Annotated in this window: 24 protein-coding genes; 15 read left to right on the top strand and 9 right to left on the bottom strand. The window is 66.2% G+C overall.

Annotation, left to right across the window (positions count from 1 at the left end; all coding sequences use genetic code 11):
• Positions 1-112: 112 nt before the first annotated feature.
• The 3 genes from BXU08_RS11025 (at position 113) to clpS (ending at position 3,243) form a co-directional block, all read left to right on the top strand.
• Positions 113-1,846 carry an alpha/beta hydrolase gene (locus BXU08_RS11025; RefSeq protein WP_077510103.1) on the top strand — a complete coding sequence of 578 codons (1,734 nt, stop codon included), beginning with the start codon at positions 113-115 and terminating at the stop codon, positions 1,844-1,846.
• A 116-nt stretch (positions 1,847-1,962) separates the two neighbouring features.
• Complete coding sequence (locus BXU08_RS11020) at positions 1,963-2,730, top strand: phasin family protein (RefSeq protein ID WP_077510102.1); 768 nt, start codon at positions 1,963-1,965, stop codon at positions 2,728-2,730.
• Between the two features lie 180 nt (positions 2,731-2,910).
• On the top strand, positions 2,911-3,243 hold the full coding sequence (clpS, locus tag BXU08_RS11015; RefSeq protein ID WP_150125643.1) for an ATP-dependent Clp protease adapter ClpS: 333 nt from the start codon (positions 2,911-2,913) through the stop codon (positions 3,241-3,243).
• Positions 3,244-3,271: 28 nt separating this feature from the next.
• Here the strand turns inward: clpS and BXU08_RS11010 are convergent, their stop codons facing one another.
• Positions 3,272-3,982, bottom strand: coding sequence for a Crp/Fnr family transcriptional regulator (locus BXU08_RS11010; protein WP_077510100.1), 711 nt, complete (start codon positions 3,980-3,982; stop codon positions 3,272-3,274).
• 151 nt (positions 3,983-4,133) lie between these two features.
• Here BXU08_RS11010 and murA point away from each other — a divergent pair, with 151 nt between their 5' ends.
• A complete protein-coding gene (gene murA / locus BXU08_RS11005) occupies positions 4,134-5,417 on the top strand; it encodes a UDP-N-acetylglucosamine 1-carboxyvinyltransferase (RefSeq protein WP_077510099.1) in 1,284 nt (427 codons plus the stop codon).
• Positions 5,418-5,584: 167 nt separating this feature from the next.
• Here the strand turns inward: murA and BXU08_RS11000 are convergent, their stop codons facing one another.
• Positions 5,585-8,110, bottom strand: a complete 2,526-nt coding sequence (locus BXU08_RS11000; RefSeq protein WP_077510098.1) for a glycoside hydrolase family 9 protein — start codon at positions 8,108-8,110, stop codon at positions 5,585-5,587.
• Positions 8,111-8,307: 197 nt separating this feature from the next.
• On the opposite strand from BXU08_RS11000, the gene BXU08_RS10995 reads away from it, so the two are divergent.
• Together BXU08_RS10995 and BXU08_RS10990 are read left to right on the top strand one after the other, a co-directional pair.
• Positions 8,308-9,204, top strand: a complete 897-nt coding sequence (locus tag BXU08_RS10995; protein WP_077510097.1) for an iron-containing redox enzyme family protein — start codon at positions 8,308-8,310, stop codon at positions 9,202-9,204.
• A 60-nt stretch (positions 9,205-9,264) separates the two neighbouring features.
• On the top strand, positions 9,265-11,025 hold the full coding sequence (locus BXU08_RS10990; protein WP_077510096.1) for a bifunctional UDP-sugar hydrolase/5'-nucleotidase: 1,761 nt from the start codon (positions 9,265-9,267) through the stop codon (positions 11,023-11,025).
• 88 nt (positions 11,026-11,113) lie between these two features.
• On the opposite strand, the gene BXU08_RS10985 is transcribed toward BXU08_RS10990, so the two are convergent.
• From BXU08_RS10985 to BXU08_RS10970, 4 genes are read right to left on the bottom strand one after another with little or no spacing between them, the layout of a single operon-like run.
• Positions 11,114-12,421, bottom strand: a complete 1,308-nt coding sequence (locus BXU08_RS10985; protein ID WP_077510095.1) for a cystathionine gamma-synthase family protein — start codon at positions 12,419-12,421, stop codon at positions 11,114-11,116.
• 52 nt (positions 12,422-12,473) lie between these two features.
• Complete coding sequence (gene pgeF / locus BXU08_RS10980; protein WP_077510094.1) at positions 12,474-13,238, bottom strand: peptidoglycan editing factor PgeF; 765 nt, start codon at positions 13,236-13,238, stop codon at positions 12,474-12,476.
• Positions 13,235-13,741 (bottom strand): GNAT family N-acetyltransferase, encoded by a 507-nt coding sequence (locus BXU08_RS10975; RefSeq protein WP_253190344.1) that lies wholly within the window; start codon positions 13,739-13,741, stop codon positions 13,235-13,237. The genes pgeF and BXU08_RS10975 overlap by 4 nt, the downstream gene beginning before the upstream one ends.
• Positions 13,738-14,838, bottom strand: coding sequence for a class I SAM-dependent methyltransferase (locus tag BXU08_RS10970; RefSeq protein WP_376787757.1), 1,101 nt, complete (start codon positions 14,836-14,838; stop codon positions 13,738-13,740). The genes BXU08_RS10975 and BXU08_RS10970 overlap by 4 nt, the downstream gene beginning before the upstream one ends.
• Before the next feature lie 99 nt (positions 14,839-14,937).
• Between BXU08_RS10970 and BXU08_RS10965 the strand changes: the two genes are divergently transcribed.
• Positions 14,938-15,162 carry a hypothetical protein gene (locus tag BXU08_RS10965; RefSeq protein ID WP_077510093.1) on the top strand — a complete coding sequence of 75 codons (225 nt, stop codon included), beginning with the start codon at positions 14,938-14,940 and terminating at the stop codon, positions 15,160-15,162.
• Between the two features lie 100 nt (positions 15,163-15,262).
• Here BXU08_RS10965 and lgt read toward each other — a convergent pair whose 3' ends face one another.
• Entirely contained in the window at positions 15,263-16,147 is an 885-nt protein-coding gene (gene lgt / locus BXU08_RS10960) for a prolipoprotein diacylglyceryl transferase (RefSeq protein WP_253190343.1), read from the bottom strand.
• 110 nt (positions 16,148-16,257) lie between these two features.
• On the opposite strand from lgt, the gene BXU08_RS10955 reads away from it, so the two are divergent.
• From BXU08_RS10955 to BXU08_RS10940, 4 genes are all read left to right on the top strand, one after another.
• Complete coding sequence (locus tag BXU08_RS10955; protein ID WP_077510091.1) at positions 16,258-18,498, top strand: xanthine dehydrogenase family protein molybdopterin-binding subunit; 2,241 nt, start codon at positions 16,258-16,260, stop codon at positions 18,496-18,498.
• Positions 18,495-19,499: a ferrochelatase gene (hemH, locus tag BXU08_RS10950; protein WP_077510090.1), complete on the top strand. Its 1,005-nt coding sequence runs from the start codon at positions 18,495-18,497 to the stop codon at positions 19,497-19,499. Before BXU08_RS10955 ends, hemH begins: the two co-directional genes overlap by 4 nt.
• 36 nt (positions 19,500-19,535) lie before the next feature.
• A complete protein-coding gene (gene phbB, locus BXU08_RS10945; protein ID WP_077510089.1) occupies positions 19,536-20,258 on the top strand; it encodes an acetoacetyl-CoA reductase in 723 nt (240 codons plus the stop codon).
• Positions 20,259-20,576: 318 nt separating this feature from the next.
• The gene (locus BXU08_RS10940; protein WP_077512289.1) at positions 20,577-21,602 is read left to right on the top strand and encodes an esterase-like activity of phytase family protein; all 1,026 of its coding nucleotides are present in this window, start codon (positions 20,577-20,579) and stop codon (positions 21,600-21,602) included.
• Positions 21,603-21,622: 20 nt separating this feature from the next.
• Here BXU08_RS10940 and rpmB read toward each other — a convergent pair whose 3' ends face one another.
• Entirely contained in the window at positions 21,623-21,922 is a 300-nt protein-coding gene (gene rpmB / locus BXU08_RS10935; RefSeq protein WP_077510088.1) for a 50S ribosomal protein L28, read from the bottom strand.
• 163 nt (positions 21,923-22,085) lie between these two features.
• Between rpmB and BXU08_RS10930 the strand changes: the two genes are divergently transcribed.
• The 3 genes from BXU08_RS10930 to BXU08_RS10920 all read left to right on the top strand — a co-directional run bounded on the left by BXU08_RS10930 (position 22,086) and on the right by BXU08_RS10920 (position 23,073).
• Complete coding sequence (locus BXU08_RS10930) at positions 22,086-22,373, top strand: hypothetical protein (RefSeq protein ID WP_077512287.1); 288 nt, start codon at positions 22,086-22,088, stop codon at positions 22,371-22,373.
• Positions 22,373-22,570, top strand: a complete 198-nt coding sequence (locus tag BXU08_RS10925) for a YqaE/Pmp3 family membrane protein (RefSeq protein ID WP_077510087.1) — start codon at positions 22,373-22,375, stop codon at positions 22,568-22,570. Before BXU08_RS10930 ends, BXU08_RS10925 begins: the two co-directional genes overlap by 1 nt.
• Before the next feature lie 74 nt (positions 22,571-22,644).
• On the top strand, positions 22,645-23,073 hold the full coding sequence (locus BXU08_RS10920) for a nucleoside deaminase (RefSeq protein WP_077512285.1): 429 nt from the start codon (positions 22,645-22,647) through the stop codon (positions 23,071-23,073).
• Positions 23,074-23,551: 478 nt separating this feature from the next.
• Here the strand turns inward: BXU08_RS10920 and BXU08_RS10915 are convergent, their stop codons facing one another.
• Positions 23,552-24,229 carry an OmpA family protein gene (locus BXU08_RS10915; RefSeq protein ID WP_077510086.1) on the bottom strand — a complete coding sequence of 226 codons (678 nt, stop codon included), beginning with the start codon at positions 24,227-24,229 and terminating at the stop codon, positions 23,552-23,554.
• A 135-nt stretch (positions 24,230-24,364) separates the two neighbouring features.
• On the opposite strand from BXU08_RS10915, the gene BXU08_RS10910 reads away from it, so the two are divergent.
• Complete coding sequence (locus BXU08_RS10910; RefSeq protein ID WP_077510085.1) at positions 24,365-25,660, top strand: hemolysin family protein; 1,296 nt, start codon at positions 24,365-24,367, stop codon at positions 25,658-25,660.
• The last annotated feature ends 118 nt before the right edge of the window (positions 25,661-25,778 follow it).

The following is a 25,778-nucleotide window of genomic DNA, read 5'->3' as shown; positions in this document are numbered from 1 at the left end:
TTGGGCGCTGCATTGCGCCGTGGGGCGTTCCTACGCCATTCCTGCGTGTGCGGGAATGACGAGTTGGCTTGTCGGCGCTAAAGCGACCGTACGCGCCGCTGGAGAGGAATGCATGGCTGATACCCCGACTGCGACGCCGAGCCTGGAAGAGCTGCAGCACTGGACCTGGGTGCTGGGCAAGGCGCAGCAGATGATGCTCGAACATGGCATCGACCTGATGGAGCAAGTGCCCGCTGCGCCGATGTTTGGCGGGATGTTCGATCCCGCTGCGCAGATGCGCGCAAGTGCGAACTTCTGGGCGGACACGATGCAGCTGTGGCAGCGCTTCCTCGATCCCACCAACGCCGCGCCGTTCGAGGAGACGCCCGAACAGGCGCGCGACAAGCGCTTCAAGGCGCCGCAATGGCGCGAAGAGCCGGTGTTCGATTTCCTGCGCCAGAGTTATTTCGTGATCGCCGATCACATGCTGAAGGGCGTCGATGCGCTGGAAGGCGTCGATCCGCGGCAGAGGGACCAGATCCGGTTTGCGACCAGGGGCTTCATCGACGCAGTGAGCCCAACCAATTTTCCCGCGACCAATCCACTGGTGCTCGAGAAGATCGTCGAGACCAAGGGCGAGAGCCTGCTCAAGGGCCTGCAGAACATGCTGTCGGACATCGCCAAGGGGCAGATGACGCAGACTGCGGAAGGCGCGTTCGAGCTGGGCAGGAACCTGGCGATGACGCCGGGCAAGGTGGTCAGGCGCACGCCGCTGTACGAGCTGATCCAATATTCGCCGGTGACCAAGCAGGTCCACGAAATCCCGCTGATCATCTTCCCGCCCTGGATCAACCGCTTCTACATCCTCGATCTCACCCCCGAGAAGAGCTTCATCGGCTGGGCGGTGGCGCAGGGGCTGACGGTGTTCGTCGTGTCGTGGAAGTCGGCGGACGCGAGCATGAAGGACGTGGTCTGGGACGATTATGTCGAGCGCGGCCAGATCGACGCGATCGACACGGTGCGCGAGCTGCTCGGCGTCGAGGGCGTCCATGCGATCGGCTATTGCGTGGCGGGCACGACGCTTGCCGCCACGCTGGCAGTGCTGGCCGCACGCGGCGAGCCGGAGAAAGTGAAGAGCGCGACCTTCTTCACGGCACAGGTCGATTTCTCCGACGCCGGCGAACTCGGCCATTTCGTGACCGACGACCAGCTCGCGATGATCAAGAGCCTGGGCGGGGAGGGGTTCCTGGACGGGCGCTACATGGCGGCGACCTTCAACCTGCTGCGTGGCCGCGACCTGATCTGGAACTATGTCACCAACAATTACCTGATGGGCCAGGACTATGTGCCGTTCGACCTGCTCCACTGGAATTCGGACGTTACCAACCTGCCGTCGACCTGGCATCTGAGCTATCTCACCGACTTGTACCGCGACAACAAGCTGGTGGTGCCGGGGCTGCTGACGATCGACGGCACGCCGATCGACCTGGGCAAGGTGGCGACGCCGACCTATGTCCAGGCGGGGCGCGAGGATCATATCGCGCCTGCAGCAAGCGTCTGGAAGATCACCCACCACTTCAAAGGGCCTCTCAAGTTCGTGCTGGCGGGCTCCGGTCATATCGCCGGGGTGGTGAACCCGCCTGCAGCCGGGAAGTACCAATATTGGGTCAACGACCAGAAGGTCGAGACGCTTTCCGAGTTCATGGCCAGTGCCAGGGAAACCAAGGGCAGCTGGTGGCCCGATTGGGTGGAATGGATCGAAAGCGTGGATAGCCAAAAGGTAGATGCAAAAGGCGCACGTGTGCCCGGAAAGGGCAAACTAAAAGCAATCGAAGACGCGCCCGGGAGCTATGTTCGCACGCGCTGAAAGGCCAAATTCCGTAACGTAAACTGCATTATGGTGCAGTGCACAATAATGCTCTTGCAACGCACGCAACGGCTCCTTATATGCTGCATTGCAGCAATAGTCAGGGGACGATTCGCATGGCCACCAAGGGACCGAAGTCGACGGCAAAGCCCGCCGCTCCGCAGCCCGCGGCGCGCGCCAAGAAGCCGGCCGCGCCCAAGGCTCAAGCTGTTGCACCCAAGGCTGAGAAGCTCGCGCCGGTTGCCATCATCGAAGCAGCAGCTCCGTTGAATGCATCCGGACCGGCTCCGGTCGTGGAAGCAGCGTCGCAGGAAGTAGTCGAGACCGTCGAACTCGCGGCAGAGCAGGCACAAGCCGCCGTCGCGGAAACCACCAACGTAGCCGAGGTCGTCGCCGAGACGGTCGCGGAACCCATCGTGAAGGAAACCACCACCATGGCTACCAATTTCGAAAACACCGCCACTGCCGGCACCGCCAAGGCGCAGGCTCTGTTCGCCGATTTCAACGATCGCACCAAGGCTGCGGTTGAGAAGTCGACCAAGCTGGTCGAAGACGCCAACGAGTTCGCCAAGGGCAACCTCGAGGCCGTCGTCGAGTCGGGCCGCATCGCTGCCAAGGGCTTCGAGACGCTCGGCCAGGAAGCTGCCGAATATGGCCGCAAGTCGTTCGAGAGCGCGACTGCCGCGATGAAGACCTTCGCGACCGTCAAGTCGCCGGCTGATTTCTTCAAGCTCCAGAGCGACTTCGTTCGCGGCGCGTTCGACGCGTATGTCGCCGAAGCTTCGAAGAACACCGAAGCCGTTATCAAGCTCGCCGGCGACGCCGCCCAGCCGCTTTCGAACCGCTTCGCGGTCGCGGCCGAGAAGGTGAAGACTGCAGCCTGAGTGCTTGCGCGCTCCAGTAAACGCGTAGCGGGGCGGCTGCCGAAGGGCGGCCGCCCTTTTCGTTTTTGACGAAGCGTGGTCTTTTTGAAGATTGAAGGCAGGGCTGTGGCCTTGCCTCGCCTGCGGCGAACCCATATTTTCAGCAGTAACATGGCCAAACCCAGCAAAATCCAGATCCAGATGGCCGAAGACGGCGACGACGATGCGGGCACCCGCGATCCGTCGGTCGGTCTGGCGACGCGCACCCGCACGCGCACCAAGAAGCCGACGCCGTACCGCGTGCTGATGCTCAACGACGATTACACGCCGATGGAGTTCGTCGTGCTGTGCCTGCAGCGCTTCTTCCGGATGAACATGGAAGAGGCGACGCGGGTGATGCTCCACGTCCACCAGCGCGGCGTGGGCGTGTGCGGGGTGTTCAGCTATGAAGTGGCGGAGACCAAGGTCAGCCAGGTGATCGACTTCGCCCGGCAGAACCAGCATCCGCTGCAATGCACGCTGGAGAAAGCGTAGGGCGCTGCCGCCTGGCGGATGTGTCGCGCTAGCTGCGCGGCTTGGGGAGCCAGCTCAGATCCAGCCCGACATAGCGATTGACGAAGTTCGCCGCGCCGATGAGCGCGCGCTCGTCGCGTAGCGTGACGCGGCCGCCTTCGCGGGCGATCAACCCGTCTTCCTCGAGTTGGCGTAGCATCCGGTTGACGTGCACGGCGGTGAGGCCGGTGGCGTCGCCGACTTCCTCCTGGGTCAGACCCAGCGCGAAGACATTGGCGATGGTCTTGTCGGTCGCGCGCAGGCGGTTGCGCAGTTCGAGCAGCAAGGCAGCGACGCGCGCCTTGGCGCTGGTACGGCCCAGCGCAGCGAGCCGATCGGTCAGCGCGACGCGCTCGATCTGGCAATAGACTAGGATCAGCGCAGAGAGCCGGGGATGTTGGCTCATGATTTCGGACAGCGCAGTACGGTCGAACGGCGAGACTACGCAGTCGGACAAGGCTGCAAGCGTCTCGGGCGCTTCCTTGTAGATCGCGCTCGATATGCCGAGCATGTCGCCGGGGAACAGGAAGCGCAGGATCTGCCGGCTGCCGTCGTCGAGCAGCACATAGCTCATCATCAGTCCCTTGCGGAGGATGAACAGCTCGGTGCACGCCTCGTTCTCGCGCAGCAGCACCGCCCCGCGGCGTACATGCCGCTGACGCTCCTCCAGCTTTTCGAGCGCTGCGCTCTCACCCCCGGTAAGATCGACGAGTCCGCTCAATATGTCCGCGAAACAACTACCCGACACGCGTTGATATTCCCCCCACGCTCCGTGCAAAGCAGTGCCGCGGAATCAATGCATTAAAGTCGATCAATCCGTTTCACGGACTGTCGCGCTTGCGTGCGGGCAGCGAGGAGCTAGAAGCTCGGACATGGACCGTATCCTCATCCGTGGCGGGAACCGCCTCTCCGGTAAAATCGCCATCTCGGGCGCCAAGAACGCGGCGCTGACGCTGATGCCGTGCGCGCTGCTGACTGACGAGCCGCTGACGCTGCGAAACCTGCCGCGACTCGCCGATGTCGACAGCTTCGGGCATCTGCTCAACGAGCTCGGCGCGTCGACTGCGATCGAGGGGACGCGGCCCAATGATTTCGGCCGGGTGCTGACCACGCGCGCCGGCAAGCTGACGTCGACGGTCGCTCCGTACGATATCGTACGCAAGATGCGTGCGTCGATCCTGGTGCTCGGGCCGTTGCTCGGCCGCGCCGGCGAGGCGACGGTGTCGCTGCCCGGCGGCTGCGCGATCGGCAACCGGCCGATCGACCTGCACCTCAAGGCATTGCAGGCGATGGGCGCCGAGATCGAAGTCGCCGCAGGCTATGTGAAGGCGTCGGCGCCGGGCGGGCGGATTTCGGGCGGGCGCTTCCGCTTTCCGGTGGTGTCGGTGGGTGCAACCGAGAATGCGCTGATGGCGGCAGTGACGGCCAAGGGCACCACAGTGCTCGAAAACGCCGCACGCGAGCCCGAGATCGTCGATCTGTGCAACCTGCTGGTGGCGATGGGTGCTGCGATCGACGGGATCGGCAGCGAGACGCTGACGATCGAAGGCAAGGATCGCCTTCACGGCGCGACCTATGCGGTGATGCCCGATCGGATCGAGGCGGGCAGCTATGCCTGCGCCGCGGCGATCACCGGCGGCGATGTCGAGCTGGTCGGTGCCGATGCGGGCGATATGCGCGCGACGCTGGATGCACTGATCGATGCGGGCGTTACCATCGAGGAGAAGCGCGATTCGATCCGCGTCGCTGCGCCCAACGGGATCAAGCCGCTGACGCTTTCGACGGCGCCGTTCCCGGGCTTCGCCACCGACATGCAGGCGCAGTTCATGGCGATGCTGTGCAAGGCCGACGGCGCCAGCGTGCTCACCGAGACGATCTTCGAGAACCGCTACATGCACGTCCCCGAGCTGGCGCGGATGGGCGCGAACATCGACGTGCGCGGGCGGACCGCCGTGGTGCACGGCGTCGATCGGCTGGTCGGCGCGCCGGTGATGGCGACCGATCTGCGCGCATCGATGAGCCTGATCCTCGCCGGGCTGGTCGCCGAGGGCGAAACACAGGTCCAACGCGTCTATCATCTCGACCGCGGTTACGAGCGGCTCGAGGAGAAGCTCCAGGGTGTCGGCGCCGATATCGAGCGCGTCGGCGACGGCTGAGCGCCGCGAGGGCTGGAGCCGGCCAACGCCAATCCGGCCCAATCCCCTCATCGATACATTCATCCCGGCCTTGAGTTGGAATCCCGCTTCTTCTGGCCGGTCGCCGGAAGGTAGCGGGCCCCCCGCTCACGGCCCCGGGTGACAAGGAGGGAATAGGTGTCCTCAACTCAGGGCTGGCGCTTGCCCAGATCGATCGCGGCCTGGACGAGCTCGATATAGCTCGGGCTCATGTTCACGACATATTCGTTCTCGCCCCAGAAGAACGGCCAGTTCTCGCTGTTCTCCGGGAAATCGGGCTTGAGGATCAGCGCGCCCGGTACGACGCCGCCGGCGATGAACGAGAAGTCGGCGCGGTTGCTGCCATAGGCGACTTCCTTCGACCGCGTGCCGACGCCCGACACGAACGAGATATCCGATCCCGGATGCGTGCCGTGGAGGTAATCGAGCGCGCGGAACACCTGCGCGCCGTCGCTCAGCGCCGGAAACGCCTTGTGGATCGCGTAATCGGTGAGACCCGACTGGATCACGGCGCCGTTGCCCGCCCAGCCGCCGGTGGTGATCGGCACGCCATAGGGGTTGGCGCCGGTGGCGGGCGCGGCGCTCGCCTTGAGCTTGCGCGCTTCGGCTTCGACATTGGCGCGATAGGCTGGGCCCATCAGCGGCAGCGCCTGCAGGATGGTCTGCGCATATTGGCCGAAGCGCGGCGCGATCTCGGGCCATAGCGCCTCGATCCGCGCAGCATAGTGCGCGTCCTTCGTCGTCGTCAGCAGCTCGACGGCGGCAGTGAACTCCTCGCCCGGCAGCCAGCCGCCGGTGGTGTTGCCGTGGCTGAAGGTGTCGGGGGCGTGGCTGTGCTCCTCCGCCCAGACCTGACGGGCGATCCTGAGCGCCTTGTCGGCCAGCGCGTTGTCATAGCCGCGCAGTGCCCGGCTCGACGCCGCCAGCGCCGCCGCCGAACCATAGTTGAGCGCGCTAGACTTGCTGGTGAACACCCAGCGATCGTCCGGCGTGCCGCTGCGATTGCCCTTGCGCTCGCCGAACTTGAGGTCGGGATCGTAGATCAACCCGTCGGTCTTCGATGCGGCGTCGCCGAGATGAGTATATTGCGCGACGTCGGGCTCGACCACGCCGTGCACTGCGAAGCCGACTGCATCGTACATCGAAGCGAGATAGAGCACGCCATGCTCGATCTGCTGGAGCAAGTCGGGCCTGCCATCGGGGACGTGCATCTCGACGCGGCGGAGGAACTGGTCGACCAGCGTCTGATCACGCGCCGGCTTGTGGTCCTCCCAGATGCCGACGAGCGTGCGGATCACGGCATATTGAGTCTGGGTGCGAATGTCGAAATCGCCGGCGTCGAGCCAGCCGCCGACATTGAGGCCGGGGATATGCTCGCCCGGCTTGAACTTCGTGTCGGTGGTCGGGCCCTGGCGGTAGAGATCGACATGCTCGTGGTTGACCGGCGCCTGCCGCGCATCGTCGCGGTGGCTGTCGCCGTGCCAGACGCGATACGCCTCGTTGACCAGCATGTGATCCATCTGGACGGGCATGTAGATATCGAGGCTGGGGTGCCACGCATCGGCATAGATGTCCGGCGCGATGCGGAAGCTGTGGGTGCGCCTGCCGCCATATTCGAGCTGGTAGAGGCCCGGCTGGCGGACGCTGCTGAAGTCGAAGCTGAGATAATTGTAGCGGAGGTATTTGCCCCATGGCTTCGGCGTGGCGGACAGCGCGACCGCGGCCTTTCCGGTTTCGTCGAGGCGGAGCAGCTTCGCCGGGCCGGCGGGTTTGGCGTTGGCGTCGAGCTCGATCACCGCGGTCTTAGCCTGTGCGGGAGTGTAGCCGAGCTGCGAATGGCCGATCACCGGATCGCGCAGCCAGCCGGGAACGCTGTTGGGACTGAGTGTCCATTCGACGACGCGGCCGGTCTTGCCCGCCGGCAACAGGCTGCGCAGCACGAACCAGCCATTCTGCGCCTGGTTGCGGCCGTCGAACAGTTCGAGGCTGCCGGTGTCGGCGCGGACAGTAACGCGGCGGGCCGGGTCTTCGGGGGCGAAGACCAGGGTCTTGCCCGAAGCCATCGCCAGCGGCTCGGCCCCCGGGCCGACGTCGCGCCCGCTAGCGGCATTGCGTTCGCCGCCTGCGATCATGTCGCCGGCGGGGTAGAGCGGGAAGGCGCCGGGCTTGCCGTCGGCGAGGAAGCTCTTGTGGAAATAGGCCGAGGGCAGGAATTCGAGGTTGAATCCGGCCTTGCCGGCGAGCGCGGCGGGAAGCGGAGTATCGAGGATCACCGCGATATGGACGCCGTCGGCCCGGCGCTCGGCGCGGATGCGGTACTGGAACTTGTATTCGGGATATTCGAGCAATGCCTCGATCGAGCCGGTCTTCGGATCGGCGTCGCGCTTCACCATCCGGCCGATCGGATCCCATTGGCCGGGGGTGGGCGACAGGCGGACATCGCCGTTGGTGGCGGTGCGCTCGCCCTGCTGGACGATCTCGACGCCGCTGATCTTGGAATCGGCAAACAGGCCATCATACCAATTGGAAAAGACGAGGACGTTGACGCCGCGCGCTTCGAAATAGCCGGCGTCGTTCAGCCGCATATCGGCCTGCGCCGCAGCCGGGGGCGCCAGCATCGCCGCGCTCACCAGAAGACATGCACATGCCAGCCTGCGCCCGATCTTGCTCGTCATATCGCTCTCCTCCGTTGCCCGGTTTTCCCAGAGTTTATTGAAGTTAGCGCTAACACGAGCAGTCGGGCCACGGGAAGCCCCGCCAGGAAGTTTCGAAAAATCGTATTGATCGAAATCAGTTAGCCCGCGTGCCGCATCAAACCGCGGAACCCTCTCACCCTTTTGCCGGTTGAGGCCGCGGCAGGAGAGCAATCAACATGGCTACGCGTGCACGCGGTTTTGCAAATGATGCAGGATCGCAATTTCTCAAGGACAGCTTCCAGCGCGGGCTTGCGCACTGGAACCGGGAGCGGCTGGAGCCGGGATTCCCGAGCGACGACTGGCAGCGCGTCATGGAGCGCGACGTCAAGATGCAGCGCCTCGAAGGCGGCTTCCTAGAGGAGCTGCGCGCCGAGGTGATCGACGAGGCCGCGGCGGCGCCGACCGATGTTGAGGGTTTCATCGAATGGTTCGAGGAACTCAAGAACTCAGCGCCGGGACAAGGCGATCCGCTGTTCCCCTGGCTCGCCGAGCAGGCGACCATCGACGAGTTCCGCTGGTTCTTCGAGCAGGAAGCTGCGGGTGAGGCAGGGTTCGATGATCTCGTCGCCATGACGCAGGTCAAGCTGCCGGTACGCCCCAAGCTCGAGCTGGCGCGGAATTACTGGGACGAGATGGGGCATGGCACGTCCAAGGGCATGCACGGCCCGATGCTCGATGCGCTGGTCGAAACGCTCCAGGTGAACCCGGTTATCGAGAACACCGTGTGGGAAAGTCTGGCACTGGCCAATGCGATGACGGCGATGGCGACCAATCGCCGTTATGCCTGGCATTCGGTGGGGGCACTCGGCGCGATCGAGCTGACGGCGCCGGGGCGCTCGCAGGCGACTGCCGACGGGCTCAAGCGGCTCGGCTTTTCGGGCAAGGAGCGCCGCTACTTCTCGGTCCACGCCGTGCTCGACATCAAGCACAGCATCGACTGGAACCGCGAAGCGATCCGGCCCGCAGTCGAGGAAGATCCGCGCCGTGCGACGGCGATGGCCCAAGGCGCGCTGATCCGGCTGAAATGCGGCGCGCGCTGTTTCGAGGCCTATCGCGCGCGGCTTTGGGGCTGACGCGCGCCGACATCCCGCGGTAACATCTCCGCGCCACGGGCGTGGCATGCGGAGGTGGCAATGCGGGTAGTGGTCGGAATGCTGGCGGCGGCGATGCTCGCGGGATGCGCAGGGCATGTCGCCGAGTCCGGCGCCGCGCCGGCGGCAAAGCCGGTGTCGGTCCAGATCATTGCGTTCAACGATTTCCACGGCAATCTCGAAGCCGGCAAGCTCGCAGTGGACATTCCCGGCGAAGGCGAAACGAGCCAACGGATTGCTGCCGGCGGCGTCGCCTATATCGCCGCGGCGGTGGCGAAGCTTCGGGAGGGCCATCCGAACAGCCTGACCGTTTCCGCAGGGGACATGATCAGCGCGAGCCCCCTGATCTCGTCGATGTTCCTCGACGAGCCGACGATCCACGCGATGAACCTGATCGGAGTCGATTTCAACGCGGTCGGCAATCACGAGTTCGACCGCGGGCAGAAGGAATTGCGGCGGCTCCAGACCGGCGGGTGCGAGAAGAATACCGCGCGCCAGCCCTGCGCGATCGAGCCGTTCCCGGGCGCGTCGTTCCGATATCTCGCCGCCAACGTCGCCACGGACGGAGGCGGCACGCTGTTCCCGAGCACCGGCATCCGCAGCTTCGGCGCCGGCAAGCGGCAGGTCCGCATCGGCTTTATCGGCATGACGCTGAAGGGAACGGGGACGCTGGTGATGCCGAGCGGCGTCGAAGGGCTGCGCTTCGAGGACGAGGCGGATACGGTCAATGCGCTGGTGCCCAGGCTCAAGGCGCAGGGCGCCGACGCGATCATCGTGCTGATCCACCAGGGCGGCTATTCCAAACTCGCCTTCGACGCGAACAGCTGCGCGGGGATGACCGGCGACATCCTTCCGATCCTCACGCGGCTCGATCCGCGTGTTGACCTTGTCGTCTCGGGCCACACGCACAATGCCTATGTCTGCGACTATGGCAGCATCGATGCGAGCCGGCCGCTGCTGCTGACCAGCGCGGGCTATGGCGGCACGCTGCTGACCGACATCTCTCTGGACATTGATCCCGTCGAGGGCCGGGTCGTCGCGAAGCGGGCGAACAACGTTCTGGTCCAGGGGGAGGCGTTCACCAGCGCCAAGGGGCTGGTCGGCACCAGCGACCGTTATGCGCGTATCGCCCCCGATCCGCGGCTGACGGCGCTGGTCGCGCGCTATGCGGCGGCCGTGAAGACCTATGCCGACCGGCCGATCGGGCGGCTGACTGCGCCCGCGCCGCGCACCGACGAACAGATGCGCGAGCAAGTGCTCGGCAACCTGCTCGCCGACGTCCAACTCGCGGCGACGGCTGCGCCGGAGAAGGGCGGCGCCGAGATCGCCTTCATGAACGCCGGCAGCGCCCGCGCATCGCTGGTCCCACGCGCGGACGGTGCGATCACCTTTGGCGACATCTATGCCGCGCAGCCCTATTCCAACACGCTGGTGGTCAAGAGCCTGACCGGCAAGCAGGTGCTCGCGGTGCTCGAACAGCAGTTCGATGAAAACAAGGCGGGGGGGCGCAATTTGCTGCTGGTCTCGCGCGGTTTCGGCTTCGGCTATGATCTGGGGCGGCCGGTGGGGCAGAGGGTGATCGACCCGAAGCTGAACGGCGCGCCGATGGTGGCGGACCGGACCTATCGCGTGGTGGTCAGCAATTTCCTTGCCAATGGCGGCGACGGATTCACTACGCTGACCGCGGGCACCGAGCTGCTGACCGGCATCGGCGATCTCGATGCGATCGAGGCGTATTTCGCGCGCGGGCCGGTGACGCCCCCGGCCATCGACCGGACCCGCGATCTGACATTGCGTAATTAGGCTTGCGTGCTCCTGTGGAAGCCGGAGCCCAGTGTTACGAAGGATATGGCTCGGATCCTAGGCTCCTGCTTTGCAGGAGCCCAAGAAGTCAAACCGTCTTCAAAGCTTCCTCGAAATCGGCGATCAGGTCATCGGCATCCTCGACGCCGATCGAGATGCGGACGAGATTGTCGGTGATCCCCAGCGCCTGCTTGCGTGCCTCCGGAACCGACAGGTGCGTCATACCGGCGGGGTGGCTGGCGAGCGTCTCGGTGCCGCCGAGGCTCACTGCGAGCTTGGCGATGCGCAGCGCGTCGAGAAAGGCGAACGCTTCCTTCTCGCCACCCTTGAGATAGAGCGAGAAGGTCGATCCTGCGCCGGTGCAGTGGCGGTTGTAGATATCGGCTTGGCGGCTGCCCTCTTCGAGGAAGCCGAGATAGCCGACATGCTCGACCTTGGGGTGGGTGCGCAGGAACTCGCAGACCTTCACGGCGTTTTCGCCGGCGCGCGACATACGCAGTTCGAGCGTCTCGAGCGAACGCAGCAGCATCCACGCGGTGTTGGGATCGCAGATCGTGCCGATCGTGTTGCGCATCAGCCGGATCGTGTTGATGTGCTCCTTCGATCCAAGCACGCCGCCCGCGACGAGATCGGAATGGCCGCCGGCATATTTGGTCAGCGAATAGACGACGATGTCGGCGCCCTGCTTGAGCGGCTGCGCCCAAAGCGGGCCGAGGAAGGTGTTGTCGATCGCAATCGGCGGCTTGGCGCCCTTGAAGATTGCGTCGCGGCTGGCCGTAACCGCTTCGACATCGACTAGCGCGTTGGTCGGGTTGGCGGGGCTTTCGAGATAGATCAGCGCGACATTGCCGGTCGCGGCCTTGCTCAGCACCGCGTCGATCTCCGCGCGGGTCGCCCCGGCGGGGAAATCGAGCCAGTGGACGCCGAAGCGGCCGAGGATGCGGGCGATCAGCGTCTCGGTGGCGGCATAGAGCGGGCCGGAATGGACGATCGTGTCGCCGGGCTTGACCATCGACAGGAACAAGGTGGCGATCGCCGACATGCCGCTGGAGAAGGCGAGTGCGTCCTCGGCCTCTTCCCACACGGCGAGGCGATCCTCGAGAATTTCCTGGTTGGGGCCGTTGAAGCGCGAATAGACCAGGCCCTCGGCACCGCCGGGGCGCTTGCCGGTGACGCCTTCGAAATGGCGCTTGCCCGCGGCGGCATTGGGAAAGACGAAGGTCGAGGTCATAAAGATCGGCGGCTTGAGCGAGCCTTCCGACAGCACCGGATCATAGCCATGGCCCATCATCATCGTCGATGGCCGTAGCTTGCGTCCGCCGACCTTGTCGATGCTGGCCTTGGGGCGGCGCCGCGGAGTCGCACCGGTCAGATCGGCTTCGGTTTCGTCGGTCATCTGGGCTCTCCGGTTCGGTATCGTTTGATCGTTCCCTAGCCGAAGAACCGTTTCAATTGATACCAATTATCGCGATCTGGCGGCCGTAATCGGGTTCGCCGCGATGCGTCGCGCGGCGGAAGCTGTAGAAACGGCTGTCGTCCGAATAAGTGTCGAGCCCGAGCGTTTCGATCGTGCGGACGCCCGCGGCGGCAAGACGATGCGCGACATAGGCTTCGAGATCGAACTGGTGGTGCCCGGGCTTGCCGTCGGCGAAGAAGCGCTCATTGGCGGGGTCGGCTTGGGCGAAGCGGCGGAAGAAGTCGTCATCGACTTCGTAGCTGGCGCGCGCGATGCAGGGCCCAACTGCGGCAGCGATGCGCTCGCGTTTGGCGCCCAGGGTTTCCATCAGCGCAATCGTCGAGTCGGTGACGCCGCCGATCGCGCCTTTCCATCCGGCATGCGCGGCGCCGACGACGCCGGCTTCGCGGTCGGCGAGCAGCACCGGCGCGCAATCGGCAGTGAGGATGCCGATCGCGAGCCCTGGCCGATCGGTGACGAGCGCGTCGGCGCGGGGGCGAAGGCGATCCTCGAACGGCTCGATCACCGCGACGGCATCGGCCGAATGGACCTGGTAGAGCGTGACCAGCCGGGCGCCGGGCAGCACCGCTTCGGCAGCGCGACGGCGGTTCTCGGCAATCAACTCGGGTCCGTCGGCCGAGCCGGTGCCGACATTGAGCCCCGCGACGATACCGGTCGATACGCCGCCGCGGCGGCCGAGAAAGCCGTGGGCGACGCCGTCCAGGGCGCGGGCACGGATGACTTCGACTTCGTTCACAGGTCGAGGCTCCAGATGCGGTCGTCGTCGATATGGTCGCCGACGCGGAATTCATATTTGCCGATCTCGCGGAAACCCTGGCGTGCATAGAAGCGCTGGGCGCGATGATTGTCGATATAGACGCTGAGTACCACGCGGCTGACGCCGCCGGCCCGCGCGACGTGGATCGCCCAATCGATCAGCGCCTGCGCCGCGCCGCTGCCCTTGCCGCGTTCGGCCAGATAGAGCTGGTGCAGTTCCGTCGCAGGCGGACCCGGCTCGATCGGCAGCGTAACGGGGCCGACCGTACAATAGCCGACCAATCCGTCAGCGTCTTCCGCGACACGAAAGACATTGCCCGGTTTCGCATATTCGTGCCCCCAGGCCTCGGGAGTGAACTTGCCGAGAAAGGCTGCGAGATCGGCGGGTTTGTAGAGATGGCCGAAGGTGCCGACGAAGCTCTCGCGGTACAGCGCGTCGATTGCCGGAAGATCGGTGGCGGTGGCGTCGCGATAGTGGATCATTCGAACCCCGCGGGCGTCGGCCAGCCCGGTGCGGTGAGCGCGATGACCTTGAACAACTCGCCCATCGCGTCGTCGGCGGTCAGCCGGTCGCGATCGATGGCCAAGCTCTCGGCGCGGTCGGGCGAGGCCTTGGCGAGCGCTTCGGTGCGTGCGTCGATGCCGAGCGCCTTGAGGAACGCGCCCTGCGTGATCGGGCCGTGGACGACCAGATCCTCGGCCTCCGCCGCTTCCCTGAGCGTCGCGAAATCGACATGCGCAGTGAGATCGGCCTCGCCTGGCTTGTCGAAAGGATTGGCATATTGGTGCCCGCGCACTGCCTGGAGCGTGTCGCCGATCGCCGGGCCCTCATAGCCATAGTCGATGATCAGCGCCGCCCCGCCCTGTGCGAGCAGCCGCGCGGCGAGGTTGCGAAGGATGGCGACGCTGGCAGGCGAGGTTTCCAGGATCGATCCGGGCGCTGCCTGGAGCAGGTGCCGGGGAATGATCATGTCGAAGCTGCGGTCGCCGGCGATCGGCAGGAACAGGGTATCCTGGCAGGCGACTAGCCGCTCGCGCCAGCCTTCGCCTGTCGCGACCAACTGGCGGATCGGCAGCGCGTCGAAGAATTCGTTGGCGACGATCAGCAGCGGCGCGTCCTCGGGCAGGCCGACCAAGTCGAGATGCCATTCGGCGTGGGGCACGCGCTCGGCCTGCATGGCGCGTAGCGTCGGACTGGTCTCGACGAGATCGACGGGTGGCGCGAGCCCGGCCTTGGCCATAGCACGCAGCGCGTCCTCGGCGAGCGTGCCGCGGCCCGGCCCGAACTCGACATAGCGCGCGGGCGGACGGCCGGCGCGGTCCCACATATCGGCGAGCCACAGCCCGATCAGCTCGCCGAACATCTGGCTGATCTCGGGCGCGGTGGTGAAGTCGCCGCGCGCGCCCAGCGGATCGCGCGTGCCGTAATAATGCGCGTTGGCGGCGCCCATGAACTGCGACAGCGGGATCGGCCCGGCGAGCGTGATCGCGCGGGCAAGGCGTTCGGCGAGCAGCGGCGCGGCGGCGTTTTCGCTGCGTGGGCCGGACGGGGCGGCGAGGGGATTGTCTGCGTCGGTCACGCGGTGTCCCTAACGCCTCGCATCCCTCGCGTCATCCCGGCGAGAGGCGAGGCGAACCCTTTGCGGAGCCGGGCCGCGGGGTGGTGCGTTGGAACGTCGATGATGGACGGCAAGGAATTGGTGGCGGGGGTGCGCGAGGCGGCGGCGCGGCATCGGATCGCGTGGGGCGAACTGGTGCCAGGCCCGGACGTGCTCAATCACGCCTTCGAAGCGGCCGAGGACGCTGCTTATGTGGAGATGGAAGCAGCCAAGCAGCGGCTGCGCGACCATATCTGCGCGGAATATGGGCTCACGACTGCGGAGCTGGGCAGCTTGTTGCGGTAAGGCGCAAAGGTTTGGTTGGGGCAGTGCCTCAGGCGCGTAGGTCTCGGTGAGACGGTCGGGGCCCAACCCAACCCCTCCCCTGAAGGGAAGGGGCTTCAGGTCAGGCTACGCTCTGTGAACCTGCGATCGCCTCGACGCGCTGGCGGCGGCGGTTGGCGGTGGCGATCAGATAGATGCCGCCCACAATCATCGGGATGCACAACCATTGCCCCATGTGCAGTCCGGTCGCATCGACCAGCCAGACCAGCTGCGCGTCGGGTTCGCGGAAGAACTCGACCAAGAAGCGGCACAGGCCATAGCCCAGGATGAAGATGCCGACGAGCTTGCCGGGCTGGTAGCGCGAATCGGTGCGCCAGAAGAAGAACCACAGGACGATGAACAGCAATATGCCCTCAAGCCCCGCTTCATAGAGCTGGCTGGGGTGGCGCGCCGGCTCGGGCAGGCCGGTCTGGACGGTGTTGCGGAAGACGACTGCCCAGGGGACGTCGGTCGGCTTGCCCCAAAGCTCGCCGTTCACGAAATTGGCGAGGCGGCCGAAGAACAGCCCGAACGGCGCCACACAGGCGACGTAATCGTGGATGCGCAGCCAATCGAGGCCGTTGCGCCGCGCCAGCAGGATGATCGCGATCGTGGTGCCGATTACGCCGCCATGGAACGACATGCCGCCATCCCATAGCCGGAAGACCTGGAGCGGCGATTCGACGATCATGTCGGGCGCATAGAACAGTACGTAGCCGAGCCGCCCGCCCAGGATGACGCCCAGCGTCGCATAGAAGACGAGATCGTCGGCGTGGCGGCGTGCCATCGGCGCGCCGGGCTGGGCGAGCAGGCGGAGTAGATACCACCAGCCGATCAGTATGCCAGCGATGTATGCCAACGAATACCATTTGATCTGGAAGAACCCGAGATTGACCGCCACCGGGCTGAGCCCGAGATCCTTGAACTGGATATGATCGCCGGCGGCGGCGAGGAGATGGAGCAGCACTTCTTGTCGTTCCCCGGCAATCGTTCTTGGCACCGCGATAGAACAGCCGTGGCGCAAACCCAAGACCGCAATGGCTGGCGCAGGCGCGAGCCGCGCGATAGAGCGGCGCGATGGCGGTGACTCCCAGCGCGCGGACCAGGCTCGATCGGCGGACTTTGCTGGTCGGCGGCGGCGTTGGCGTGGGGCTGGTGGTCGCCTGGGCGGCATGGCCGCGGACCTATCTTCCCAATCTGACTGCGGCGCCCGGCGAAAGCCTGTTCGGCGCGTGGATCAAGATCGGCGCGGACGGCCATGTCTCGGTCGCGGTGCCGCAATGCGAGGAAGGGCAGGGCGTCTATACCGCGCTGCCCCAGATCGTCGCCGATGAGCTTGGCGCAGACTGGAAGATGGTGGGAGTCGAGCCGGCGCCGCTCAATCCGCTTTACGCCAATCCGCTTGCTGCCGACGAATTGTTCGAAGCGGCGCTGGGCGCGCTGCCCGAGGCCCTGCGGGCGAGCTATGTCCGCCGGACCGGGCTGACGCTGACCGGCGCCTCGACGTCGGTGCGCAATTTCGAAGGCGAGCTACGCCGAGCGGGTGCGGCGGCACGAGTGCTGCTGTGCAAGGCGGCGGCGGCGCGCTGGGGCGTCGACTGGAAGGCCTGCGGGACGTTCAACAATCTGGTGTTCCAGGGCAACCAGCGGCTGGGATTCGGCGCGCTGGCCGAGACCGCGGCGGACCAGGACCTGCCTGGCGACGTGCCGTTGCGGACCGGCGAGGAAACCCGGCTCTACGGCCAGCCGCTGCCGCGGCTCGATGCGCCGTCCAAGGTCGACGGCACCGCCGCTTATGCCGCCGACATAAGGCTGCCCGACATGGTCTATGCCTCGATCCGGCAAGGGCCGGTCGGAGAGACCGGGCTGGCGCGCGTCGATCGTGCCGCGGCCGACAAGGTGCCCGGCATGCTCGCGGTGGTGACGACCGACGACTGGGTCGCCGCCGTCGCCAACAACTGGTGGGCGGCGGATCGCGCGATCGATGCGATGCGGCCGCGGTTCAGGACGCCCGAGCCCGTAGTCAACAGCGATACGATCGAGCAGGCGCTGACCGCGGCGTTCGACGGCGCAGGGTCGCGCATCGCCGAAGCCGGTGATCTTTCGGCGCAGTTCCGCGGCGCGCAGCTGGTGGCGGCCGAATATCGCGTCGGGCTGGCGCTGCATGCGCCGCTCGAGCCGATGACTGCCACCGCGGCCTATCGTGACGGCCGGCTGACCTTGTGGCTGCCGACTCAGGCGCCCGGGCTCGCCCGTGCCGCCGCGGCACGCGCCGCCGGGATTTCGGAGAACGCCGTGATCCTCCACCCGACGATGGCCGGGGGCTCGTTCGGCGCGAAGCTGGAGAGCGACGTCGCGGCGCAGGCGGCGCTGCTCGCGATGCGGATCGGCAGGCCGGTCCAGCTCACCTGGCCGCGTGGCGAGGATTTCCGGCGCGATCGCTTCCGTCCGGCCGCCGCGGGGCGGATGAACGCGCGAGTCGATGCGCAGGGCCGGGTGACGGGATGGCTCGCAAAGATCGCCGCGCCGTCCAGTGGGCGTGAGCTCGCCGCGCGGCTGCTCCACGGCGAGGCGCTGCCTGCCGCCGCGCTGGCGCTGGGCGGGAGCGACGCCAGCGCAGTGGCGGGCGCAATGCCGGCCTATGCGATCCCCAATTTCGCAGTCGACCACCATCCTGCCGAGATCGGCGTGCCGAGCGGCTATTGGCGCTCGGGCGCGCATAGCTACACCTGCTTCTTTACCGAGAGCTTTCTCGACGAGTTGGCCCATGTCGCCGAACAGGACGCGCTGTCGTTCCGCATGGCGATGCTGGGCCAGCAGCCGCGGCTGGCGCGCTGCCTGCAGACTGCGGCGCAGCTCGGCGGCTGGCAGGGCGGACAGCCGGGAAGCGGGCAGGGCATCGCTTGCCACAGCTTCCGCGGCTCGCACATCGCAGTGCTCGCCGAGGCGCAGCTGACCAGCGACCGGCGAGTCAAGGTCGAGCGACTGGTCGCCGCGGTCGATTGCGGGCGTGTGGTCAATCCCGATCTGGTGATGCAGCAGATTGAGGGCGGGTTGTTGTTCGGGCTTGCAGGCGCAGTCGGCTGCTCGACCGGCTTCACCGAGAATGTCGCCGATGCGCGCGACATCTCCGAGCTGCGCCTGCCGACGCTCGCCGATTGCCCGGACATCACCGTTGAGCTGATCCGCAGCGGCGCAGAGCCCGGCGGCGCGAGCGAGATCGCCGTGCCGCCGGTCGCCCCCGCGATCGCCAATGCGCTGCAGGCGGCGACCGGTGTACGCTTCCGGCGGTTGCCATTGCTTTCGGATATCGAATGATCCCTTCAGACCATCCGGTGATCCCGGCTCCCAAAATCGGCGTGCTGCTCGTCAACCTCGGTACGCCCGAGTCGCCGACGCCGAGTGCGGTGCGGCGCTATCTGGCGGAATTCCTTTCCGATCCGCGAGTGATCGAGATCCCGCGCATCGTATGGAAGCCGATCCTGCACGGCATCATCCTGCGCACCCGACCGGCCAAATCCGCCCATGCCTATCAGCAGGTCTGGACCGAAGAGGGCTCGCCGCTCGCCGCGATCACACGTGCGCAGGCCACGGCGCTGGAGGGGACATTCGGACCCGATGTGCGAGTCGAATATGCGATGCGATACGGCCTGCCCGAGATCCGCGACCGCCTCGTCTCGCTCAAGACCTATGGCGCCGAGCGCATCCTGGTCGCGCCGCTCTACCCGCAATATTGCGCGGCCACGACTGCGAGTGTGACCGACGCCGTGTTCGCCGCACTCAAGACCTTCCGCCGCCAGCCTGCGATCCGGATGCTGCCGCCCTATCACGACGATCCGGCCTATATCGACGCGCTCAAGACCTCGATCGAGCAGTCGGTCGCCACGCTGGATTTCGAGCCCGAGATGCTGATCGCCAGCTTTCACGGCATGCCGCAGCGGACGCTGGAACTCGGCGACCCCTATCACTGCCACTGCCAGAAGACCGCGCGGCTGCTGCGCGAGGCGCTGGGGCGCGATCTGACGATTACCTTCCAGTCGCGCTTCGGACGCGCCAAATGGCTCGAACCGGCGACTGACAAGGTGCTTGAGAGCCTGCCGGGCAAGGGCGTCAAGCGCGTCGCGATCGTTGCGCCGGGCTTTTCCGCCGATTGCGTCGAGACGCTGGAAGAGCTCGCGATCCGCGGGCGTGAGAGCTTCCTTGCCGCAGGCGGCACGGATTTCGCAGTGCTGCCGTGCCTCAATGCAAGCGCGGTCGGGATCGATATGCTTCGTAAGATATTGTGGCGGGAACTTGCGGGCTGGGCAGACGCTGCCTAGCGTTGCAAGAGATTAGAAACGGAGAGGATGGCTGACATGGCACGCGTAGCGATCGTGACTGGGGGAACGCGCGGCATCGGCGAGGCGATCAGCCTGGCCCTCAAGGACGCGGGCATGACGGTCGCGGCGAACTATGCCGGAAATGAGGAAAAGGCGAAGGCCTTTACCGAGCGCACCGGCATCAAGGCGTATAAATGGGACGTCGGCGATTTCGAGGCGTGCGCCGCTGGCGTGGCGCAGGTCGAGGCCGATCTGGGCCCGGTCGACGTGGTGGTCAACAATGCCGGCGTCACCCGCGACGGCACCATCCTAAAAATGTCCAAGGACATGTGGGAAGACGTGATCCGCATCAATCTGGGCGGCTGCTTCAACATGGCGCACGCCACTTTCCCGGGCATGCGCAGCCGCAAATGGGGGCGGATCGTCAACATCGGTTCGATCAACGGGCAGGCCGGGCAATATGGCCAGGTCAATTATGCCGCCGCCAAGTCGGGCATCCACGGCTTCACCAAAGCGCTGGCGCAGGAAGGCGCGCGCGCCGGCGTGACGGTCAATGCGATCGCGCCGGGCTATATCGACACCGACATGGTCGCTGCGGTGCCGCCCGAAGTGCTCGAGAAGATCGTCGCCAAGATTCCCGTAGGCCGGCTGGGCCAGGCGAGCGAAATCGCGCGTGGCGTGGCGTTCCTGGTGTCCGAAGAGGGCGGGTTCGTCACCGGATCGACGCTGTCGATCAACGGCGGGCAGCATATGTACTGACGGGCGCTGGCGCGGCGACGTCCGCGGCGATGCGCGGTCCCGCCGCGCAGCGCCCGGCACGGCCGGCTGGTCGGCTTGCAGAACCCGTCCGACGGCGGCTTTGCGGCCGCGTGGCCGAGCACCCGCCGGAAACGAAACGGGCCAGCCCCTGGTGGAGGCCGGCCCTCGATCCTCGATACGCTACGCGAGGACCTCGATACACAAACTGTAAGGGCCGCTATAACCCGCGTGCCTTGTCGTTAGCTGAACGGGCTGGTTATCTGAGGTTCATGTTGCGCGGGGCTGGCTCCCCTGCGCGGACCGGCTATGACCTTGGCGATGCGTTTCGCCGTTCCGATTTCCGTGCTCCTGATGCTGTCGCCAACCGCATCGGGGATCGAGCCGCGCGGGATACTGGGCGATAGTCCCGAGATCACCGCGAAGCCGGTGCCGCTAGATACTTCCGATCCGACGCGCCGGACGCTGGGACCCCTGACCTATCTGGGCGGCCTGGCGCTCACCAGCGCGGACCCGGCCTTTGGCGGTTTCTCGGCGATGCTGGTCGATGGCGAGCAGTTCACGCTGCTCAGCGATGGCGGAAACCTGGTCAGTTTCCAGATGGGGGCTGAGTTGCGACCATATGCGGTGCGCTTTGCGGACCTGCCCGGGCCGGGCACCGGGGCGCTCAAGCGCCACCGCGATTCCGAATCGATGACTCGCGATCCCCGCACCGGTCGGGTCTGGGTGGGTTTCGAGAACCGCAATGCGATTTGGCGCTACGATGCAAGCCTCACTCGGGCCGAGCGCAGCGTCCGACCCGCGGCGATGGCCGACTGGTCGATCGCCGGCGGTGCTGAGGCGATGGTCCGGCTGCGCAACGGCCAGTTCATCGTGTTCAGCGAGACGGCGCGGCCCAAGGGGCGGCCGGATGCGCGGATCGTGCTGCGGTTTGCCGGGGATCCGACCGAACCGCCAAGGGCGCCGCTCCCGTTCGCCTATGTGCCGCCTGCCGGCTATGATCCGACGGACGCCGCCGAGCTTCCCGACGGCCGGCTGCTGGTGCTCAATCGCCGGTTGTCGCTGCCCGGTTTGTTCACCGCCAAGCTGAGCGTGATCGACATGCGCGGCGTTCGCGCGGGCGGCGTAGTGCCGGGCATCGAGATCGCCACGTTCGAGCGTCCGCTCCAGCACGACAATTTCGAGGCGCTGGCAGTCACGCGCGAAGGCGCGGACACGATCGTGTGGATCGCGTCGGACGACAATGGCGAGTTCTGGGAGCAGTCGCTGCTGCTCAAATTCCGGCTCGACCTGCCGATGGGCGGCAGACATGCGAAAAGCCCGCCCCCCGCGAAGGGAACGGGCTGACGCCATGCCGCAAAAGGCTGTTAGGCCGCGGTCTTCTCGGCAGTCGACGCCTTGCGCACTTCGCGCTTCAGGCGACGCGCGCGGAGCGACAGATCGTCCTCGCTGGTCTTGAGCAGCCAGTTGTCGAGACCACCGACATGCTCGACCGAGCGCAGGCCGTGCGTCGAGACGCGCAGGCGGATGCTGCGGCCCAGCGTGTCCGACATCAGCGTCACGTTCTGCAGGTTAGGCAGAAAGGTCCGCTTGGTCTTGTTGTTGGCGTGGGAGACGTTGTGTCCCACCTGCCGGCCCTTGCCGGTCAGCTCGCAAATGCGCGACATCGCTTTAAATCCTGGTTCTTGGCATAAGCCGGAAAGGCCGCGCCGATAGCGGGTATGGCCGGGGGGTGTCAACCGATTCGCCAATCAAAGCGCTTGCCCGACGCAACCCGCATGGGACTATTGGCGTTATTACGCAAACGATTCGATCCGGGAGATGAAGACGATGCGTGCTATCCTCGTGCTGATCGGGCTGATTGCCCTTGGAGTCGTCGCCGCAATGGCGATGGGTATGCTGTCGTTCAACCAGCAGAGCGGCGGCAGCCTGCCGACGGTGAGCGTGCAGGGCGGCAAGCTGCCCAGCTACAGCGCCGAGACGGGCAGCGTCGGGATCGGAAACACCGCCAAGACCGTTGAAGTGCCGACAGTGGAAATGAAGAAGGCTACCGTGGTCTTGCCAACGATCGATGTGAAGCAGGCACCGGGCGCATCGCCCACGCCTGCCGCCCGATAATGCACGCCGGGCGAATTGTAGCGGCAGTGCTGCTGCCGCCGCTCGGAGTGTATCTGGCGCGCGGCGCGGGGCGGGAGTTCGCCATCGCGTGCGGGCTGACAGTGCTCGGCTTCCTGCCGGGAGTGGCGTTTGCGGTATGGACGGTGATTCGCGACGAGCGGCGGCATCACGGGCTACAGGAGCCCGTTCCCGCGTAGTCCACGTCACCCAGCGGGGTGACGTGAGGGGATAGGAACGGTAGTCCCTCCGCATGTTCCCGCTCCCCGAACCGATGCGTGCGGCGCTCGACGCCGCGCACCAGGCCGCACAGGCTGGAGAGGTACCCGTCGGCGCCGCGGTGGTCCGTAACGGCGAGGTCATCGCCGTCGCCGCCAATGCGCCGCGCACGCTGCACGATCCCACGGCGCATGCCGAGATGCTGGCGATCCGCGAGGCTGCACGGCTGCTCGGCCGCGAACGGCTGGAGGATTGCGACCTGTGGGTGACGCTTGAGCCGTGCGCGATGTGCGCCGGGGCAATCGGGCATGCGCGGATCGCGCGGCTCTATTACGGCGCGAGCGATCCCAAGGGCGGCGCAGTGGAGCATGGCCCGCGCTTCTTCGCGCAGCCGACCTGCCATCACCGCCCCGAACTCTATTCTGGCATCGGCGAGGCCGAAGCCGGGACGCTGCTGCGCGACTTCTTCAGGGAGCGGCGGTAGCCGCCCCCTTCGATTCGGAACTTGCCGAAGTTCCCTTCGACGCGCTCAGGCGGACCGACCCTTTCGGAATCCTATTCCCTCGTCACCCCGGCCTTGAGCCGGGATGACTGGAGTGTATCGATGGCCTTTGAGCCGCGATTAGGTCTGGCTCAAATGCAAGCCATGGATGGTCGAGGCGAGGGCTACCGCAGCGGGCGCGCATCTTGCGGCGGCAAAGGTCGCACCAGGGTCGTAGTGTCGCGCATGTCCGGCGGCGGCGGAGCCGTGCCAAATCTTAGAAAAATTCAGCCAACGCGATTTGCGTTCGGGGCCGGGATCGACGCTGCGAAAGAGCGAGGGCCAAATGCCCGAGCGTGATCCCAGCAGGCGAAATCCTACGTTTCAAGCGGTTTGTCAGGACCCAGGCAGACGCCGCTCATCCACCGGGAAAGCGGCCATCGCACGGTCGCCCCCGATCAAATCCAATTGGCTGCAGACCTCAGCCCAGATCCTGCTGGGTGATCGGCACCAGCTTGATCTCGACGCGGCGATTGGCGGCCTTGCCTTCTTCGGTGTCGTTGCTGGCGATCGGCTGGCTCTCGCCGAAGCCGCGGGTGCCGAGCCGGGCGCTCTGAACGCCGCGCGCAGTCAGATAATCGGCCACTGCGCCGGCGCGGCGCTGCGACAGGCTGAGATTATAGCTGTCGCTGCCGGTCGAATCGGTGTGGCCGTACACATCGACATAGGTCTGGTTGTACTGGCGCAGCACGTCCGCGACCTGGTCGAGGGTGCCGCGGAACTGCGGCTGAACGCTCGCTTCGTTGGTAGCGAAGGTGATGCCCGAGGGCATGTTGAGCACCAGATCGTCGCCCTGGCGAATCACTCGGACGTCGGTGCCCGCGGTGCGGCGGCGCAGCTCCTGCTCCTGGCGGTCCATATAGGCGCCGATGCCCGCGCCGGCGAGGCCGCCGATGCCGGCGCCGACGATCTTCTCGGTGCGATCGTTGCGGCCGCCGACGAGGTCGCCGAGCAGATAGCCGCCGAGCACGCCGACGCCGCCGCCGATTGCGGCCTTCGAGACGCGGCGCTCGCCGGTCACCGGATCGGTGACGCAGGCTGCGGTCAGCGTGGTCGCGGCGAGCGCGGCGGCAATGAGCGCCTGGCGGGCGATGGACATATTTCCTCCTGATTTGCGAACCCTGTGATGCCTCGAAACCCGTTCGCGCGCCATCTTGTTCCACTTGCGCATCGAAAGCATCGCGAAGAGGCGGTTGTTAAGCGGCGGCCAGTGCGGATATGAGGGACGCACATCATGCCAGCTCCCTTTCCCTGGATCGACGTCGCGATCATCCTCGTGCTGATCGCCATCAACGGTATCTTCTCGATGTCGGAGCTCGCGATCGTCTCCGCGCGAACTGCCCGGCTCGAGGCGCTGGCGCGGACCCGGCGCGGCGCCGCAACGGCCATCCTGCTCGCAGCCGATCCGGGCAAGTTCCTTTCCACCGTGCAGATCGGCATCACCCTGATCGGCATCATCGCGGGTGCCTATTCGGGCGCGAGCCTTGGCACCCCGGTCGCCCAGCGCATCGAGGGCCTGGGACTGGACGCAGAGACCGCGCACACCGTGGGGCTCACGCTGGTGATCGCAGTCACCACCTATGCCTCGCTGGTGGTCGGCGAGCTGGTGCCAAAGCAATTCGCGTTGCGCTCGCCCGAGCCGATCGCCGCGACGATGGCAATTCCGATGCTGTGGCTCAGCCGGATCACCGCGCCGGTGGTGTGGCTGCTCGACAAGTCGAGCTCGCTGATCTTCCGCCTGATCGGACTCAATCGCGAATCGGAGAACCGGGTCACCGCCGAGGAGCTCCACCTGATCGTCGCCGAGGCATCGAAGTCGGGCGTGATCGAAGAGCATGAGCGCTCGATCATCTCGGGCGTGGTCCGCCTCGCCGACCGGCCGGTGCGCGAGGTGATGACGCCGCGGACCGATGTCGACTGGCTCGATATCGACCTCGACGCCGCGGGCATTCGCGATGCGTTGCTCGCGACGCCGCATACCCGGCTGCCGGTGGCGGAGGGTTCGGTCGATGCCGTGGTCGGTGTGGTCCAGGCGCGCGACATCGCCGCGGCGCTGTTCCGCGGCGAGACGCTGGACCTGCGCCGTCTGATGCGGCCCGCGCCGGTGCTGCCCGACCAGGTCGATGCGATGGACGCGCTTGGGGCACTGCGCCGCGCCGAAGTGCCGATGGGCCTCGTCCATGACGAATATGGCCATTTCGAAGGCATCGTGACGCCTGCCAATCTGCTCGCTGCGATCGCCGGGGACTTTGCGTCGGATGCCGAGCCGGGGGACTCGCCGAGCCTGGTCGTGCGCGAAGACGGATCGCTGCTCGTTTCGGGGCAGATGCCCGCCGATGCGCTCGCCGAGCGGCTGGGCATCGACCTGTCCGAGGACCGCGACTACGCCACCGTCGCGGGGCTGGCGCTCGCCGTGCTCAAGCACCTGCCCGAAGAGGGCGAAGTGTTCGCCGTGCAGGGCTGGCGCTTCGAGATCGTCGACATGGACGGCCGCAAGATCGACAAGCTGCTGGTCCGCGAGGGGAAGTAGTCGGCTTAATCCTCGTCCGCGACGCGCGGGAGGTGGCGCAGAAGGCGACGGAGGCGGCATCTCCGCGAGTGCGACGCCTGTGGCTACGCCCCCCACCATTTCGTGGTCCCCTCCCTCG

This window comes from Sphingomonas sp. LM7, assembly GCF_002002925.1.
In the GTDB taxonomy this organism is placed as follows: Bacteria; Pseudomonadota; Alphaproteobacteria; order Sphingomonadales; family Sphingomonadaceae; genus Sphingomonas.
This window is presented reverse-complemented; position numbering and strand designations above follow the sequence as displayed.

Coding starts and splice junctions, on each gene's coding strand:
- BXU08_RS11025 (WP_077510103.1), top strand. CDS start 113: ATGGCTGATACCCCGACTGCGACGCCGAGCCTGGAAGAGCTGCAGCAC.
- BXU08_RS11020 (WP_077510102.1), top strand. CDS start 1,963: ATGGCCACCAAGGGACCGAAGTCGACGGCAAAGCCCGCCGCTCCGCAG.
- clpS (WP_150125643.1), top strand. CDS start 2,911: ATGGCCGAAGACGGCGACGACGATGCGGGCACCCGCGATCCGTCGGTC.
- murA (WP_077510099.1), top strand. CDS start 4,134: ATGGACCGTATCCTCATCCGTGGCGGGAACCGCCTCTCCGGTAAAATC.
- BXU08_RS11000 (WP_077510098.1), bottom strand. CDS start 8,110: ATGACGAGCAAGATCGGGCGCAGGCTGGCATGTGCATGTCTTCTGGTG.
- BXU08_RS10995 (WP_077510097.1), top strand. CDS start 8,308: ATGGCTACGCGTGCACGCGGTTTTGCAAATGATGCAGGATCGCAATTT.
- BXU08_RS10990 (WP_077510096.1), top strand. CDS start 9,265: ATGCGGGTAGTGGTCGGAATGCTGGCGGCGGCGATGCTCGCGGGATGC.
- BXU08_RS10985 (WP_077510095.1), bottom strand. CDS start 12,421: ATGACCGACGAAACCGAAGCCGATCTGACCGGTGCGACTCCGCGGCGC.
- BXU08_RS10975 (WP_253190344.1), bottom strand. CDS start 13,741: ATGATCCACTATCGCGACGCCACCGCCACCGATCTTCCGGCAATCGAC.
- BXU08_RS10965 (WP_077510093.1), top strand. CDS start 14,938: ATGATGGACGGCAAGGAATTGGTGGCGGGGGTGCGCGAGGCGGCGGCG.
- BXU08_RS10955 (WP_077510091.1), top strand. CDS start 16,258: ATGGCGGTGACTCCCAGCGCGCGGACCAGGCTCGATCGGCGGACTTTG.
- hemH (WP_077510090.1), top strand. CDS start 18,495: ATGATCCCTTCAGACCATCCGGTGATCCCGGCTCCCAAAATCGGCGTG.
- phbB (WP_077510089.1), top strand. CDS start 19,536: ATGGCACGCGTAGCGATCGTGACTGGGGGAACGCGCGGCATCGGCGAG.
- BXU08_RS10940 (WP_077512289.1), top strand. CDS start 20,577: ATGCGTTTCGCCGTTCCGATTTCCGTGCTCCTGATGCTGTCGCCAACC.
- rpmB (WP_077510088.1), bottom strand. CDS start 21,922: ATGTCGCGCATTTGCGAGCTGACCGGCAAGGGCCGGCAGGTGGGACAC.
- BXU08_RS10930 (WP_077512287.1), top strand. CDS start 22,086: ATGCGTGCTATCCTCGTGCTGATCGGGCTGATTGCCCTTGGAGTCGTC.
- BXU08_RS10925 (WP_077510087.1), top strand. CDS start 22,373: ATGCACGCCGGGCGAATTGTAGCGGCAGTGCTGCTGCCGCCGCTCGGA.
- BXU08_RS10920 (WP_077512285.1), top strand. CDS start 22,645: ATGCGTGCGGCGCTCGACGCCGCGCACCAGGCCGCACAGGCTGGAGAG.
- BXU08_RS10915 (WP_077510086.1), bottom strand. CDS start 24,229: ATGTCCATCGCCCGCCAGGCGCTCATTGCCGCCGCGCTCGCCGCGACC.
- BXU08_RS10910 (WP_077510085.1), top strand. CDS start 24,365: ATGCCAGCTCCCTTTCCCTGGATCGACGTCGCGATCATCCTCGTGCTG.